18 protein-coding genes are annotated in these 14694 nt (G+C 70.3%); 7 read left to right on the top strand and 11 right to left on the bottom strand.

Annotated features, from left to right (window positions below; genetic code table 11):
- Positions 1 to 3: 3 nt before the first annotated feature.
- Genes ACZ7PG_RS42515 through ACZ7PG_RS42505 form a run of 3 tightly spaced genes read right to left on the bottom strand, consistent with a single transcriptional unit; the run spans position 4 to position 3144 of the window.
- Positions 4 to 651, bottom strand: a complete 648-nt coding sequence (locus ACZ7PG_RS42515) for a hypothetical protein (protein ID WP_470244886.1) — start codon at positions 649 to 651, stop codon at positions 4 to 6.
- Complete coding sequence (locus ACZ7PG_RS42510; RefSeq protein WP_470244885.1) at positions 635 to 1480, bottom strand: 5'-methylthioadenosine/S-adenosylhomocysteine nucleosidase family protein; 846 nt, start codon at positions 1478 to 1480, stop codon at positions 635 to 637. Before ACZ7PG_RS42510 ends, ACZ7PG_RS42515 begins: the two co-directional genes overlap by 17 nt.
- Positions 1477 to 3144: a hypothetical protein gene (locus ACZ7PG_RS42505; RefSeq protein ID WP_470244884.1), complete on the bottom strand. Its 1668-nt coding sequence runs from the start codon at positions 3142 to 3144 to the stop codon at positions 1477 to 1479. Before ACZ7PG_RS42505 ends, ACZ7PG_RS42510 begins: the two co-directional genes overlap by 4 nt.
- Positions 3145 to 3230: 86 nt before the next feature.
- Between ACZ7PG_RS42505 and ACZ7PG_RS42500 the strand changes: the two genes are divergently transcribed.
- Positions 3231 to 3971, top strand: coding sequence for an NUDIX domain-containing protein (locus tag ACZ7PG_RS42500; RefSeq protein ID WP_470244883.1), 741 nt, complete (start codon positions 3231 to 3233; stop codon positions 3969 to 3971).
- A 304-nt stretch (positions 3972 to 4275) separates the two neighbouring features.
- Positions 4276 to 5175 (top strand): M48 family metalloprotease, encoded by a 900-nt coding sequence (locus ACZ7PG_RS42495; protein WP_470244882.1) that lies wholly within the window; start codon positions 4276 to 4278, stop codon positions 5173 to 5175.
- Here ACZ7PG_RS42495 and ACZ7PG_RS42490 read toward each other — a convergent pair.
- Genes ACZ7PG_RS42490 through ACZ7PG_RS42480 form a run of 3 tightly spaced genes read right to left on the bottom strand, consistent with a single transcriptional unit; the run spans position 5165 to position 6797 of the window.
- Positions 5165 to 6139, bottom strand: a complete 975-nt coding sequence (locus ACZ7PG_RS42490; protein ID WP_470244881.1) for an NAD(P)-dependent alcohol dehydrogenase — start codon at positions 6137 to 6139, stop codon at positions 5165 to 5167. The genes ACZ7PG_RS42495 and ACZ7PG_RS42490 overlap by 11 nt on opposite strands.
- Positions 6136 to 6351, bottom strand: a complete 216-nt coding sequence (locus ACZ7PG_RS42485) for a helix-turn-helix transcriptional regulator (protein WP_470245681.1) — start codon at positions 6349 to 6351, stop codon at positions 6136 to 6138. Before ACZ7PG_RS42485 ends, ACZ7PG_RS42490 begins: the two co-directional genes overlap by 4 nt.
- Positions 6348 to 6797 (bottom strand): hypothetical protein, encoded by a 450-nt coding sequence (locus tag ACZ7PG_RS42480; protein WP_470244880.1) that lies wholly within the window; start codon positions 6795 to 6797, stop codon positions 6348 to 6350. The genes ACZ7PG_RS42485 and ACZ7PG_RS42480 overlap by 4 nt, the downstream gene beginning before the upstream one ends.
- A gap of 105 nt (positions 6798 to 6902) precedes the next feature.
- Between ACZ7PG_RS42480 and ACZ7PG_RS42475 the strand changes: the two genes are divergently transcribed.
- Positions 6903 to 7253 (top strand): YciI family protein, encoded by a 351-nt coding sequence (locus ACZ7PG_RS42475; protein WP_155545365.1) that lies wholly within the window; start codon positions 6903 to 6905, stop codon positions 7251 to 7253.
- A 5-nt stretch (positions 7254 to 7258) separates the two neighbouring features.
- The gene (locus tag ACZ7PG_RS42470) at positions 7259 to 8527 is read left to right on the top strand and encodes an RNA polymerase sigma factor (protein WP_470244879.1); all 1269 of its coding nucleotides are present in this window, start codon (positions 7259 to 7261) and stop codon (positions 8525 to 8527) included.
- Between the two features lie 409 nt (positions 8528 to 8936).
- Here the strand turns inward: ACZ7PG_RS42470 and ACZ7PG_RS42465 are convergent, their stop codons facing one another.
- Positions 8937 to 9554 (bottom strand): enoyl-CoA hydratase/isomerase family protein, encoded by a 618-nt coding sequence (locus tag ACZ7PG_RS42465; protein ID WP_470244878.1) that lies wholly within the window; start codon positions 9552 to 9554, stop codon positions 8937 to 8939.
- Positions 9551 to 10144 (bottom strand): TetR/AcrR family transcriptional regulator, encoded by a 594-nt coding sequence (locus ACZ7PG_RS42460; protein WP_470244877.1) that lies wholly within the window; start codon positions 10142 to 10144, stop codon positions 9551 to 9553. Before ACZ7PG_RS42460 ends, ACZ7PG_RS42465 begins: the two co-directional genes overlap by 4 nt.
- 53 nt (positions 10145 to 10197) lie before the next feature.
- Between ACZ7PG_RS42460 and ACZ7PG_RS42455 the strand changes: the two genes are divergently transcribed.
- A complete protein-coding gene (locus ACZ7PG_RS42455) occupies positions 10198 to 10551 on the top strand; it encodes an arsenate reductase family protein (protein ID WP_470244876.1) in 354 nt (117 codons plus the stop codon).
- Here the strand turns inward: ACZ7PG_RS42455 and ACZ7PG_RS42450 are convergent.
- Together ACZ7PG_RS42450 and ACZ7PG_RS42445 are read right to left on the bottom strand one after the other, a co-directional pair.
- Complete coding sequence (locus ACZ7PG_RS42450) at positions 10548 to 11759, bottom strand: threonine synthase (protein ID WP_470244875.1); 1212 nt, start codon at positions 11757 to 11759, stop codon at positions 10548 to 10550. The genes ACZ7PG_RS42455 and ACZ7PG_RS42450 overlap by 4 nt on opposite strands.
- A gap of 11 nt (positions 11760 to 11770) precedes the next feature.
- Complete coding sequence (locus tag ACZ7PG_RS42445) at positions 11771 to 12262, bottom strand: EXPERA domain-containing protein (RefSeq protein WP_470244874.1); 492 nt, start codon at positions 12260 to 12262, stop codon at positions 11771 to 11773.
- Positions 12263 to 12292: 30 nt separating this feature from the next.
- On the opposite strand from ACZ7PG_RS42445, the gene ACZ7PG_RS42440 reads away from it, so the two are divergent.
- Together ACZ7PG_RS42440 and ACZ7PG_RS42435 are read left to right on the top strand one after the other, a co-directional pair.
- On the top strand, positions 12293 to 13072 hold the full coding sequence (locus tag ACZ7PG_RS42440; RefSeq protein ID WP_470244873.1) for a DUF1295 domain-containing protein: 780 nt from the start codon (positions 12293 to 12295) through the stop codon (positions 13070 to 13072).
- A complete protein-coding gene (locus ACZ7PG_RS42435) occupies positions 13069 to 13881 on the top strand; it encodes a carbon-nitrogen hydrolase family protein (protein WP_470244872.1) in 813 nt (270 codons plus the stop codon). The genes ACZ7PG_RS42440 and ACZ7PG_RS42435 overlap by 4 nt, the downstream gene beginning before the upstream one ends.
- A gap of 17 nt (positions 13882 to 13898) precedes the next feature.
- Here the strand turns inward: ACZ7PG_RS42435 and ACZ7PG_RS42430 are convergent, their stop codons facing one another.
- Positions 13899 to 14645, bottom strand: coding sequence for an SDR family NAD(P)-dependent oxidoreductase (locus tag ACZ7PG_RS42430; RefSeq protein WP_470244871.1), 747 nt, complete (start codon positions 14643 to 14645; stop codon positions 13899 to 13901).
- Between the last annotated feature and the right edge of the window lie 49 nt (positions 14646 to 14694).

Raw genomic sequence — 14694 nt, 5'->3', positions numbered from 1 at the left:
TGCTCAGGCCGCGGTGCTCTGGTCCCAAGCCATGGTGAACAGCGACAACGCGAGTTCGTAGAGGAACGTCGGCCGCCGCGCGACGATGCACGGCGAATGGCGGCCGTGCGCGGCGTTGCTGTAGAGCGTCAAGTACGCCACCTTGTCGGTGGCTATCACGCGGTACCTGTGCGGCAGGTTGTAGAAGCGAAGCGACGCGGTGCCCTGCCGGCCGGCGGCCGCGGCGACGTAGTCGGCGTTGGCGCGGACCTGCGCGGACAGGAGTCCGGGCGAGAAGCCCGTATCCATCCGCCGGACGTCGGCCTCGCGTTTCGCCAGCCAGGAGCCGGGGCCTGGCCGCAGGTCGGGGAGCAGGACCTGGACCACTTGACGGGTCCGGGTCGTTCCCGCCCACACTCGCTCGAAGGTGTCGCGGGTCAGTTCGTTGCCGCGCCCGGTCAGGACGCGGATCCACTGGGCGTCGGCCAGATCTGCCGCCAGATTTTCGCTCGCCTGCTCCTGTCGTGCGTAGACGTGCTGGACAGGCAGTCCTGCGACGCGGGAGAGCAGCGCCGTCCGGGAACGGCGGATCCGCTTCGACGCCACCCAGCCGCCGACCACGGTCAGCGCGGTGGCTACGAGCGAGCTGAGCACGTCAACGGCGAATCCCATGAGTCGGCTCCTTCGGCAGGTAAGGCAGCAGTTCGCGCAGGACGGTGGCGGCGTGCTCGGCGGCCGTCTCTTGGTGGTCGTCGTTCTTCGCCTCGTCGGCGTGGTCGGAGATCCCGCGGACGGTGAGCCAGTTCAGGCCGTCCGCGTCGTGACAGAACTGGCCGAGGCCGTCGGATTCCATGTCGACGACGATGATCTTGTCGTTGACCTTGCGGAGGTACCTTCGGCCGGCCGCGAGCCCGTCGGCGATCACGGTGTTCCCCGACCCGACGATTCCGGGCAGAGCCTCGAACCCGGGCCAGGCGACCTGCCCATCCCGGCCGGCGAAGAACTCGTCGACCGCGCGGCCGACCACGGCGGGGGACACCCAGCCGCGGCCGCGGACCTGCCGGCTGTCGGCGGTCTCCTTGCCCATGTCGTAGCCCACGACCTTGGTGGCGACGACGACGTCCCCGATGTGGACGTCCGGGGCGATCGCGCCGCCGATGCCGCTCAGCGCGAGAACGCTGGGGGAGAAGTGGTCCGTCAGCTTCCGGGCCGCGTTCATCGCGCCGCCCTGGCCCTGTTCGTTCGCTTGGACGCAGACCACCTTGCCGTAGCGCTCCCCGGTGTAGAAGCCGGCTCCGTCGGGTGCCAGGTCGAGGATTCTCCGGACCGCCGCGGTTTCGATTGCGAGCACGGTGATCACCCCGATCACCCCAGGCGCGTTCGGTGTGGATTCGCGAGCGCTCTCGCCCTCGTTGTACGTCACTTTGTTCCCGATGAAGTTCTGACCTGTCAACTTGGTTTTTCCGGTGCTTATCATGCCGGCATTGATCTTCACGTTCACGCAGCTCCTCCGGGGGTGTTTCCATGGCTTGGGGTTGATGTCTTCGTGACTTCGACGTTGTTCCCTATCGTGTTCTCGCCTTTGATCTTCATCTTTCCCATGTTCAGCACGCTGGCGTTGATGATGGTGGTGATCTGCTTCTTGAAGGCTGAGGTGTCGATCCCTCGTGAATCGAGGAATTCCACAATGGCGTCGAGTGCCGCTTGCAGGATGTGGTTTATGGTGCCGTTGATCTCCGGGCTGTCGAACGCGGGATCGGTGTGCCACTGGGTCGCCACTTCTTCGCGGATGCTGGTCCACGGTCCGATGACCGTGCGCCGCCTCTGGACGAGGGTCCGGTCCTTCCGGACGAGCAGGCCGCGAACCAGCACCGCTGGAACCGCGCCGAGGTGCCACAGATCCCGGAACTGCCGATGCGGTTCGAGCACGGCGCGACCGACCGCGCGCAGCAGCGCGCCGGCACCCTGCTCACGGTAGGCATCGACGATCGAGTAGTCCTCGGGTGGCCGAGTGATGGCGCCTGCGGAAACGTTGATGTGGAGAGCGCTCGCGACGACGGTGAGCCGGATGAAGACCGTGGTCACGACCTCGCCCGTCCGGCTGGCCCCGATTTCCAGGTAGTGCTGTGTGCTGCTGTGCGGCTTGGCGATGAACTCTTCGATCTCGTGTGCGCTCGGGTCACGCTCGAGCAGGCGCTGGACCTCGCCGACCTGCTCCTCCGGGACGAACAGCCGGTCTCGTACGTACAGTCCGGGAAGGCCGGGGCCGTGGGCCGGAGCGCCCAGTTCCGCCGCCTTCTTCCGCAGGAAGTCCACGACCTCGTGCGGGAAGAACGCCGGGAGTTCTTCGTGTACTCTGGCGGGTTCCTTGCGTATCAGGGAAACGATTCCCGGCTTCCAGCTTTCCACGACGTTGCCGCTGCCGACGAACGGCGTCGGAGTGCGGAGGGAATACCGGCGGCTGTACACGACGAGGCAGCTGGACTGCTGCTCGTCGATGATCCGAAGCCGTGGGCCCAGCTTCGCCGGCCGGAACTCGGTGGTGCGATGCAGCCGGTTGAGGGCGAACTGCCGTACTCCCGCCGTCGACGCGGCGAGCGCGATGATGACGCCGAACATGGTCAGCGCCGGTGAGATCGACGCCGAGACGTCCTGACCGGCGGCACTGGCCGCCAATCCCGGAACGGCTGCCAGCGCGAGAATTCCGAGTGTGGTCAGGAGGAGCTTGCGGCCTTGTTCGCGCAGGAGCTGACTGTCCTCGGCCGACAGGGTGCTCCCCCACAGGCGATGAAACAGTGAACGGATCTTGAGTACGGCGACGGTCAACCCGTAGCGCGCGAACCGGGTGATCAGCGGTAGTGCGGCGACGAGGCAGAGGGCCGCGACGGTGGCTTCGAAGTCGGCCAGCAGGCCGGCTGCGAGTGTGATGAGCAATGCGGTCTGGTGCGCGGTGTCCAGCAGCCACGCCCGTCGCGCGTGTGCGACGACCGGGACCAGGTCGAACCCGTAGGACGGGGCGACCCGGTGCCGTCCGTCGTCGTACACGTCGCGGATGACCGTGTTCCGGAACAGGCGATCGAGGTAGACGCCCGCGCAGAGCAGGCGGGTCACCTTGGCATGCCGGCCGTAGAGCTTGTCTGTGCGCTGGGAGGACTTGTCTTCCATGCTGCCACCTCTGCCGTTTAGGTCAGTTCGACCATAACAAGCCGACCAATTTGGGTCAACATGACTTTTATGGGTACAGTGGGTCCGTGCCCGACGAACTCCCGTCCTCCCGCCGGCATGCCGTCCTGTCGGTCACCGTGGATCTGGTGATCTTCACCGTGCGCGAAGAGCGGTTGCAGGTCCTGCTGGTGGAGCGGGGCAAGGAGCCGTTCCGTGGTGGGGCTGCGCTGCCTGGCGGCTACGTCCGCGACGGCGAGACACTCGACGACACCGCTCTGCGCGAACTTCAGGAAGAGACCGGGCTCGATGGCCGTCGACTGCACCTGGAGCAGCTGAAAGCCTACGGTGACCCTGATCGTGATCCTCGCGGAAGGGTGATCACGGTCGCCTATCTCGCCCTCGGTCCCAACCTGCCGTTACCGATGGCCGGAACGGACGCGCGGTTCGCTCGCTGGACTCCGGTGGACAGCATCGGCCCGGAGTACCTGGCTTTCGACCACGCCTTGATCCTGGGCGATGCGCTCGAACGAGCGCGTACTCAGCTCGAGTACACCACGGTTGCCGCGGCGTTTTGCCCGGAGCCGTTCAGCGTCAGTGACCTTCGCCGGGTTTATGAAGTCGTGTGGGGGTTTCCGCTCGATCCGAGCAACTTTCGCAGGAAGGTGACCGGGGCCGACGATTTCCTCCGCCCCACCGGCGAACGTCGCGTCGCGGACACGGGCCGACCCGCTGCGCTCTACCGCTCAGGCATGGCGAAGGTGCTGTTCCCGCCGCTTCTCCGTCCGGGAGCCGGCGATCAGGTTGCGTCGGGTTCGCGGTCCCGGTAGGGCGGTTCTTCGCCGGTGAAACAGATTCGGTGCCGTCATCCTCGTCTCCCCGTGAATCCTGACCATGCATCGCTAGCAGTCGTCTGCGTGGGTTTGGCTGTTACCGGTTCCCGGCGTACAGATGCAGTCGCTGCGAGTTGCCGGGATTTCAGCCGGCTGATCTACGGATTCGCGCGTAGCGGGGCGGTAGTGGTGAACGCCTACGCGATGGACTGAGGCCTAGGTATGCCGGACGACCGTTGTGCTTCGGCGTCTCACTTGCCAAGGTGGTTCCGCTGTCGACGACGGGTGCGGGGGAGCGGACGTGATCGAGGACGAACCAGCTGTCCCGCGAAGGCGGGCACGGCCCGACCTGTCCGCCGTGCTCGCCTTCATGCTCGCCGTTCCGGTGGTCGCCAGCAGCCTGTTCGTGCTGGGCCTGCTGGGGACGCTGGTCTGGCCGCCGTACTTCTGGGTGTTGCCGGCCGGCTGGGCGCTGGCCGGCGCGATCACGTTCGTCCCTCTCTACGAGCACGTCGTGCTTTCCGTGCTGCTCAAGATGCGCGAGCCCACCCAAGGTGAGCTGACCTGGCTCACGCCGTGCTGGGCGGCCGTCTGCGCCGCGGCCGGGGTCGACGGCAGCCGGTACCGGCTGTGGGTCGAGCCGTCGCGCGAGCTGAACGCGTTCGCCGCCGGGGGCCGGACCGTCGCGGTGACCCGGGCCGCCCTCGACCTCGACCGCCCGGGCCTCGAAGCGATCCTCGCCCACGAGCTGGGGCACCACCTGTCCGGCCACACCCGGGCGACCCTGCTGGTCCACTGGCTGGAGCTGCCGGCCCGGGCGCTGTCCCGCCTGGTCCGGCTGCTCGCCTGGGTCGTGCCGCACGTCGGCCGCGTGTTCCGCTCCTTCGGCCGGTCGGTCGAGGTGCTGGTCACCGTGCTGCTCAGCCTGGGCATCCTCACCGCGCTCGCGTTCCTCGACCCGTGGCTGCTGCTGACGCCGCTGCTCGGCCCGGTGCTCGCCTGGGCGAAGCGGCTCGGCGAGTACCGGGCCGACCGGATGGCGGCGCGGCTGGGGTACGGCCGCGAGCTGGCGTTGCTGCTCAAGGCGTGGAACCTGCGCGACCGCGGGGACGAGCGCCGGCTGTGGTCGCGGCTGATGGCCGGGCACCCCGCCCACATCGACCGGGTCAAGCGGCTGAAGGAGCTCGGCGTCAGGCTGTGAGCGCAGTGAGCACGGTCTTGCCCGCCGCGCGTCCCGCGTGGAGGTGGCCGATCGCGGCGGCGGCGTCGGCGAGGGGGTACGTCCGGTCGAGGACCGGGGTGAGCTTGCCGGCCTCGATCAGGTCCCGCAGGTCGTCGAGGTCCGCGGTGCGCACGCGGGAGACGAGGCCGCGCAGCCGGTGCCGGACGAACGGGTTCAGCAGCGCCGCCCGGAACACCCGCTGGATGCCGCCGAGCCACTTGCCGCCGTTCTCGCCACCGACGATCACGAGTGTGCCGCGCGGGGTCAGCACCCGGCGCAGGGCGGTCAGCGAGCGCAGGCCCGCGGTGTCCACGATCAGGTCGTACCGCTCCGTCGCGAAGTCTTCGCGCGTGTAGTCGACGACGTGGTCGGCGCCGAGCGTGCGGACCAGCTCCATCTTGGTGGTGCTGCAGACCCCCGTGACGTCCGCGCCGAAGGCCTTGGCCAGCTGGACCGCGAAGGAGCCGATGCCGCCCGCCGCCCCGATGACCAGGACGCGCTGCCCGGGCCGGACGCGGCCCACGTCGCGCAGGGCCTGCAGGGCGGTGCCCCCGGAGATCAGGACGGCCGCCGCCTGCTCGAACGAGAGACGTCCGGGCTTCGCCGCGACGAGATCCGCCTTGGCGACGGCGTACTCGGCGAACGCGCCTTCGCAGACTCCGAACACCTCGTCACCCGGGCGGACCCGCGTGACGCCGTCGCCGAGCTCCTCGACCGTGCCGGCGAAGTCGAGCCCCCGCACCGGAAGCTTCGGTGCGCGCAGCCCGAAACCCAGCAGGCGCAGCAGGTACGGGTGGCCGGTGGTCAGGTGCCACACGCCCGGGTCGACGCCGGCCGCGTGCACGCGCACGAGGACCTCGCCGGCACCGGGCGACGGTCTGCCGACGTCGCGGAACTCGAGGACGTCCGGGCTGCCGTAGCGGTCTTGGACGATCGCTTTCATGGTGACTCCTCCGGGTACTGGAACACTTCTTCGAGCGGGACGCCGAACACGTGCGCGATCTGGAACGCCATCTCGAGCGACGGCGAATAGCGGCCCTGCTCGATCGCGATGACGGTCTGGCGGGTGACGCCGATCCGGCCGGCGAGGTCGGCCTGGGTCATCTGGCCGTGCGCGAACCGGAGGGCGCGGAGCGAGTTGGTCACGCGGGTCACCACGGCTGGAAACCCCGGCGGTAGGCGAAGATCCGGGCGACCGACCCGAGGATCGCCGAGAGCGTGAAGGCCAGGTAGACGGCGTTGGCGATCCAGAAGTGCGGCGCCTCGGCCATCGCCAGCAGCAGTGCCGCGACGGCGCCGATGACGACGAACGAGTGGCCGACGTACTCGCCGAACCGGCCGATCTCGCGGTCGCGCTGGTCCCTCTCGCCGTCGCGGGAGATCATCGCGGCGAGGATGCTCGCGACGATCGACGCGGCGATGGACGCGCCGACCGTCCACAGCAGCGTCGCGACGTAGGGGACTTCGGCCAGCGGTCGTCCGCCGGCCCGGCCGAGGATCACCACCAGGTACACCGCGTAGCTCGCTATCGCGGCGATCCCGAGGATCCAGGCGCGCTTCTCTTCGTGGGTCACCTCGTCAAGGTAAAACAAACCAGACATCGTGTCAAAGTTTCTTGACATGAGAAAATCTTCGGCGAGGGTGTCCAAGGCGGCGTCGGCCGTTCGTAGTCACCGCGTACGACAACCGAGCCACCGGAGGATCCCGTGAAGTACCTGATGCTGATCAACGCCTCGCTCGACGCGGACGGCGCGCCCACCGGCTGCAGCACGCCCGAGGACTGGATGCTGTTCGACAAGTCCATGAAGGACGCCGGCGTCCACGTCGGCGGGAACTCGCTCGCCGACTTCACCACCGCCGCCGCGGTCCGCGTCGACGAGCACGGCGAGCGGATCGTCACCGACGGGCCGTTCGCCGAGTCCCGGGAGGTGCTCGGCGGCTACTTCGTCGTCGATGTGCCGGACTTCGACGTCGCGCTCGACTGGGCGGCGCGCTGCCCGGGCGCCCGCGACGGCGGGCACATCGTCGTCCGGCCGCTCGCTTCCTACGGGGACTGACGGCGGTGGAGGGGCGGGCGGCGGTCGAAGCCGTGTTCCGGGAAGAGCGCGGGCTGTTGCTCGCTGCGCTCGTGCGCCGGTTCGGCGACCTGGACCTGGCCGAGGAGGTGACGTCGGAGGCGATCGAGGCCGCGCTGGTGCACTGGCCCGCCGACGGCGTGCCGCCGAACCCGGGCGCCTGGCTGATGACGACCGCGCGGCGCAAGGCCGTCGACCGGCTGCGCCGCGACCAGGCCTACGCGGCCCGGCTCGCGGTGCTGCAGGTCGAGGCCGACCGCGCGGCGCCCGCGCGGGAGTCCGACGACGGCGGCCTCCCCGACGAGCGGCTCCAGCTGTTCTTCACCTGCGCCCACCCGGCGTTGCCCGCGGAAGACCGGACGGCGCTGACCCTGCGCTGCCTGGCCGGGCTGACGACGCCGGAGGTGGCGCGCGCGTTCCTGGTGCCCAGCGCGACGATGGGCAAGCGGATCGTGCGGGCGAAGAACCGGATCCGCGCGGCCCGGATCCCGTTCCGGGTACCGGCCGCGGCCGAGCTGCCCGGGCGGCTGCCGGGCGTGCTCCAGGTCGTCTACTCGATCTTCACCGAGGGGTACGCGGCGAGCTCGGGCCCGGACCTGCAGCGGCTCGACCTGGCGGAGGAGGCGATCCGGTTGGCCCGGATCCTCCGCCGGCTGCTGCCGGCCGAGCGCGAGGTCGCGGGCCTGCTGGCGCTGATGCTCCTGATCCACGCGCGACGCGACGCGCGCACGGGCCCGGACGGCGACCTGGTGCTCCTGGACGACCAGGACCGCGGACGCTGGGACCGCGCGATGATCGACGAGGGGACGTCGCTGGCCGAGATCGCTTTGACGGGCGGCCCACCGGGGTTGTACGGCATCCAGGCGGCGATCGCGGCTCTGCACGACGAGGCGCCGGACGTTTCCCGCACCGACTGGCCCCAGATCGTGGGGTTGTACGACGTGCTGCGCGGGCTGGCGCCGTCCCCGGTGGTGGAGCTGAACCGCGCGGTGGCGGTGGCGATGCGAGATGGGCCGGCGGCGGGTTTGGAACTCCTGGACGCGCTGGCGGAGGAGCCCCGGTTGCGCGAGTACAGCCCGTTCCCGGCGGCGCGAGGGGAGTTGCTCAGCCGCCTCGGCCGCCTCACCGACGCGGCGGGTGCCTACCGGGAAGCGTTGACGCTGGCCGGAACCGAGCCGGAGCGGGAGCACCTGCGCCGCCGGCTGGCCGAGGTGCGCGAGGAGTGCTGCCCCCCCGCCGGCTCCGGTGAGTGCTGACCGCCGCGCCCCGGCGGTGCTGACCCGCGCGCCCTCTGCGGGTGCTGCCCCCTGCGTGCCTCGCAGTGCTGACCCAGCGTGCCGCACTGTGAGTGCTGACCGCGCGTGCCCTGCGGTGCTGGCCCCGCGTGCCCTCTATGGGTGCTGACCTCGCGCGCCCCTGGAATGCTGCTCCTGCCGGCCCCCTGTGGGTGCTCACCGCGCGCCGCGTAGCGCTGACCCGCGTGCCCGCTATGGGTGCTGACCTCGCGTGCCCCTGGAGTGCTGCTCCTGCCGGCCCCCTGTGGGTGCTCACCGCGCGCCCGCAGTGCTGACCTTGCGCGCCCAGTGAGTCCGACCCCGCGCCCCCGCTTCGGTCGCCCGAAACTGTCGGTGGCCCCCGGTAAGCTGGATACCGGGGGCCGGAGGCCTACGCCGGCGCGCGCAGCGCCGTCACGGCCGGGGCGAACATCGTCGCCTTGATCGCGCCCAGCGTGCCCTTGTCCTTGCCCGCCAAGGCATGCACCCGCTCGGACGCCACCTTCACCACGTCGTCCTCGGCAGCGATCTCGTCCACCAGGCCGAAAGCCAAGGCGTCGGACCCGCCGAACCGCCGTCCCGTCGTCATCGACGCGATCGCCGCCGACGGCGTCAGCTTCCCCTGGATCAGCGCCGCCATCCCCGGGGTGAACGGGATGTTGATGTCGGCCTCCGGAAAGCAGAAATACCCCCGGTCCGCGCGCATCACGCGGAAGTCGTGCGCCATCGCCAGCATCGCGCCCGCGCCGAACGCGTGGCCGGTGACCGCCGCGACCGTCGGCACCGGCAGCGTCAGCACGCGCGCGAGCAGCTCCTGCACCTCGGCGACGTACTGCGTGGCCTGGTCGCTGTGCGCCATGAGCCAGTCCAGGTCGAGGCCGTTCGAGTAGAACTTGCCGCCGCCGGTGGTCACCAGCACGTCGTCCACGCCGTCCAAAGTGGAATGGACGCGCTGCAGCCAGTCCGGTGAGAAGCGGTTTTCGTCGTCGCCCAAGTGCAGAACGGTCAAGGTCGGTCCTTCTCTCGAGGGGGCACGGTCAGCACGGCTCGCACGGCGGCGGCGAGCCGCTCCCGCACCAGTGGATCGGTGATGTCGCGCCGGAAGAACGCGGTCGGCAGGTCGACGACGCAGGTGGTGATCACCTCGACGGCCAGGCCGTCGCCGCGGTCCCACACCTGACGCGCGAGCCGCACGAGCAGCGCGACCAGGCGTTTGTCCAGCGCGTGCAACGCCTCCGCCAGCTCGTCCGGCAGTTCCGGCCCGAACAGCCGGTCGCCCCGCACCCGGAGCAGCATCCGGGCCCCGTCGGGACGCAGCAACGCGAACTCCGCCGGGGTGTCCGCGGCCGCGACGACGGCTTCCACCGGCGAGGAGGCGGAGTCCACCCGCGAGGTCTGCAGGTCGAGGAACGCGGTCGCCGCGCGCACCCAAACCTGGGCCAGCACCGCGCTGAGCGACCCGAACGCGTGGTAGATCGTCCCGTTCGGGACGCCCGCGGCGGCCGCCAGGCCACGCACGGTGACCTCCCCCGACGAAGCGACGAGCCGCTCGGCGACGTCGAGCAGCGCGTCGAGGTCGTGGACGCGGGGGCGGGGCATGCCGCGACCGTAACAGAACGCGTGCTCTAAAACCAGGGCGGTAAGCTGCCGCCGTGGAGATCTGGGTCAACCCGGCGTGCTCGAAGTGCCGGTCCGCCGTGTCGTTGTTGGACGAAGCGGGCGCGCAGTACACCGTGCGCCGCTACCTCGAGGACCCGCCGACGGCGAAGGAACTGAAAGCCGTCCTCAAGCGGCTCGGCCTGGAGCCATGGGACATCATGCGCACCGCCGAGCCGATCGCGAAGGAACTCGGGGTCAAGACGTGGGGCCGCACCCCGGCCGATCGCACGCGCTGGATCGACGCCCTGGCCGAGCACCCGAAGCTCATCCAGCGCCCGATCATCACGGCGGACGACGGCACGACCGTCGTCGCCCGCGACCCCGAAACGGTTCGCTCGGTCCTCTAAGGAATGACGCCGTCCCGGGCCAGCAGCGGGACGTCGAGGGGCACCGTCTCCGGGTACTTGATCCCGGCGCCGGTGTTCAAGACGACGACGTCCTCGTCGCCGGAAAGCCACCCCGACTCGCGCAGGTGCCGCAGCGCGGCGAAGCACGCGCCACCCTCCGGGCAGACGAACGTCCCCTCGTGGGTGGTCAGTTCCCGTTGCGCTGCCAGCAGTTCCTCGTCGGTGACGGCGACCGCGGTGCCGTCGGTCGCGTACACCGCGTCGAGCACCAGGAAGTCGCCCAGCGCCTTGGGGACGGTGATGCCGAACGCGACGGTGTGCGCGTCCGGGAACGGCTCGCTCTCGCGAGCGCCCTGAGCGAAGGCCGTGACGATCGGCGCGCACCCGGTCGCCTGCACGGCGACGAGCCGGGGCAGCGGACCGGAAACCCAGCCGAGCGCGAGCATTTCCAGCAGCGCCTTGTAGATCCCGATGATCCCGACCCCGCCGCCGGTGGGGTAGAGGATGATGTCGGGCAGCCGCCAGCCGAACTGCTCGGCGATCTCGTACCCCATCGTCTTCTTGCCCTCGATGCGGTACGGCTCCTTCAGCGTCGAAACGTCCTGCACGCCGGGCCGCCGCGGAACCGCCGCCGCCACGAGCTTCCCCGCGTCGCCGATCAGACCGTCCACCCGGTACAGCTCGGCTCCGGCGGCGACGCACTCGCGCATGGTGATCGCCGGGGCGTCGTCCGGCATCGCGATCAGGCTCGACATGCCCGCGCGCGCCGCGTACAGCGCCCACGCCGCGCCCGCGTTGCCGTTGGTCGGCATCGCGATCCCGCCCACGCCCAGTTCCGCCGCCCGCGAGACGCCGACCGCGGCACCCCGCGCCTTGAACGTGCCGGTCGGGACCAGGCCCTCGTCCTTCATCCACAGTCGCGAAAGCCCCAGCTCACGGCCGTAACGCGGCAGGCGCAGCAACGGCGTCATGCCCTCGCCCAGGCTCACGACGTGCTCGGGCGAGCGCACCGGCAGCACCTCGTGGTAGCGCCACAGCGTCGGCTCGCGCCCGGCGATTTCCTTCGGCGTCACGGCTTCGCGGACGCCGTCGAGGTCGTACCGCGCCAGCAGCGGCGCACCGGACGGCGAGAGCCCCTGGACGGCGTCGGCGTCGAGGCGCTCGCCGGTCCGGGAACATTCGAGGTGGCTGAGGAACGAGTACGGCACGGCGCCTCCGGTCAGAATCGGCGGGTGAAGGGCAGCGGACGCCGCATCCGGACCAGGAGGAGCAGCGGCACCAGGACGTAGGGCAGGTTGAACGCGAGGAACTTCGCCGGGTTGCCGGTGCGGAACTCCGGGTCGCCGAAGAACTCGACGCCGAACACGACGACCCCGGTCAGCGTGACGATCATCGTCGCGTAGATCACCGACGGCAGCTGGATCCAGTTCCGGCCGGTCAGCAGCGCGAAGACGAGCACGACGTAGAACGGCATGTAGACGAACGCCGAGAGCCCGGTGACGATCCGCATCCAGTCCGGCGGGTGCATGAACAGCGCGTCGGCGTCGTGGGCGTACCAGTAGTTCGAGTTCACGAAGAAGTTGCTGGAAGGTTTGGAGAAGTCGACGCCGACGGTCGGCAGCAGGTCGCTGATCAGCGACGTCACCGTGAAGGCCGAGAACAGCACCGCGAAGAACACGTCGATCTTGCGGTCCCGCAGCGGCAGGTTCATGAGATCGATCCTAGGTCCTATTGTGGGCGGATGGACGCGCTGCGGGTCTGTCTGTACGTCTTCGCCGGGGTGACGCTCGGCACCTGGATCATGTCGGTGCTGACCAGGGAGTACTCCTGGGTCGACCGGATCTGGTCGATCGTCCCGGTCGCCTACGTGGGGATCTTCGCGGGCGCGGCCGGGTTCGCCGACGCGCGCCTCGACGTGATGTTCGCCCTGGTCGCCCTGTGGGGGATCCGGCTGACGTTCAACTTCGCCCGGAAGGGTGGTTACGCCCGCGGCGGCGAGGACTACCGGTGGGCGGTGCTGCGCGAGCGGATGGCGCCGTGGCAGTTCCAGCTGTTCAACTTCTTCTTCATCTCGCTCTACCAGAACGCGATCCTGCTGCTGATCACGCTGCCCGCGTACACGGCCTTGGAGAACCAGGGCTCGTTCGGCGTGGCGGACGTCGTCGTCGCGGTGATCTTCGCCGGGTTCCTGCTCGGCGAGACCGTCTCGGACCAGCAGCAGTGGGTGTTCCACCGGGAGAAGCACGCGGGCCGCGCGTCGACGCGGTTCCTCCAGGACGGCCTGTTCCGCTACTCGCGGCACCCGAACTTCTTCTTCGAGCAGGCGCAGTGGTGGGCGGTCGCGGCGTTCGGCGTCGTCGCCGGCGGTCCGCAGTGGACGGTCGCCGGCGCGGTGCTGCTCACGCTGCTGTTCGTCGGCTCGACGAAGTTCACCGAGAGCATCACGAAGTCGCGGTACCCGGAGTACGCGGACTACCAGCGCCGGACGTCGCCGGTGGTGCCGTGGCCGGTCCGGGGATGACGGTCGTCGCGGCCCTCCAGATCGGGACGGGGGTGTCGCTTTCGCGGATCCTGGAGTTCGAGGACGAGATCCGCGGCGCCGCGCTGGTGGTGCTCCCCGAAGCCGTCCTCGGCGGGTACCCGGGCCGGGAGCCGTTCGCCGACTACTTCCGGGCGTCGATCTCCGTGCCGGGACCCGAGACGACCGAGCTGGCCGCGCTCGCGGCGCGCACGGGCGCGAGCCTGGTCGTCGGCGTGATCGAGCGGGACGGTTCCACGCTGTACAGCACGGCGGTGTTCCTCGACCCCTCGCTCGGGCTGGTGGCGAAGCACCGGAAGCTGGTCCCGACGGAACGCGAGCGCCTGTACTGGGGCCGCGGCGACGGCTCGACGCTCCCGGCGATCCCGACGGCGGCGGGCCTGGCGGGCGCGGCGATCTGCTGGGAGAACCACATGCCGCTGCTCCGCGCGGCGATGTACGCGAAGGGCGTCGAGCTCTGGTGCGCCCCGACGGCGGACGACCGCGACGTCTGGCAGGCATCGATGCGCCACATCGCCGACGAGGGCCGGTGTTTCGTGATCTCGGCGTGCCCGTACGAGTCGTCCGGCGAGGACCCGTTCCGCGGCGGGAGCGTGATCGTCGGCCCGCTGGGAGACGTACTGGCCGGACCCCTGCGCGACGGCGAAGGCCTGATCAAGGCGGAGATCGACCTGGAGGAGATCGTGACGGCGCGCAAGAGCCTCGACGTCTCGGGGCACTACGCGCGCCCGGACGTCTTCTCGCTGACGGTGGACGAGCGTCCTCAGGACGGCGTCACCTTCCTGAGGTGACACCGTCCCGACGGGACTCACACCGCCAACCGGCCCCCGTCCACCGGGAGCACCGCGCCCTGGACGAAGCTCGATCCCTCGGTCACCAGGAACGCGATCGCCGCGGCGATCTCCTCCGGGGCGGCCACCCGGCCGGCCGGGCCCGCGGCGGCCAGCTCATCGAGACCGTCGCCGAAGGCCGCCGTGCCTTCGGTGCGCGTCGGGCCGGGGCTGACCGCGTTGACGCGCACGCCGGACGGGCCGAACTCCGCCGCCCACGCCTTGGTCATCAGCTCGACCGCCGCCTTCGACGAGCCGTAGAGCGCCATGCCCGCCATGCCGCGCGTCGCGACCATCGTGGACACGTTGACGATCGCGCCGTGACCGCGCTCGGCCATCGAAGGCGCCAGCTCGGCGGTGAGGAAGTACGGCACCTTCACGTTCGTCTCGTAGACGCGGTCGAAGTCGGCCTCGGCCGTGTCCGAAGTGGACCCGGTGGGGAAGATCCCGGCGTTGTTCACCAGCACGTCGACGTGCCCGCCCACCTCACGGGCCCGCGCGGCCAACGCGCGCGCGGACGCGGCGTCCGTCAGGTCGGCCGCGACGAAGTCCGCCTTCCCGCCCGATTCCCGGATCCGCGAGACGACCTCGGCCCCTCGCTCGGCGTCCCGGCCAGACACGACCACGTGCGCGCCGAGCCCGGCCAGCGCGACCGCCGTCGCCCGCCCGATCCCGCTGGTTCCGCCGGTCACCAGTGCCGTGGTCCCGGACAGTCCTTCAGTCATCACTCACTCCTCGCGAGCGGGGTGTTTCCCCGGTCACCGGGTTCAAGGA

Source organism: Amycolatopsis sp. NPDC114504, from assembly GCF_055633595.1.
This window is presented reverse-complemented; position numbering and strand designations above follow the sequence as displayed.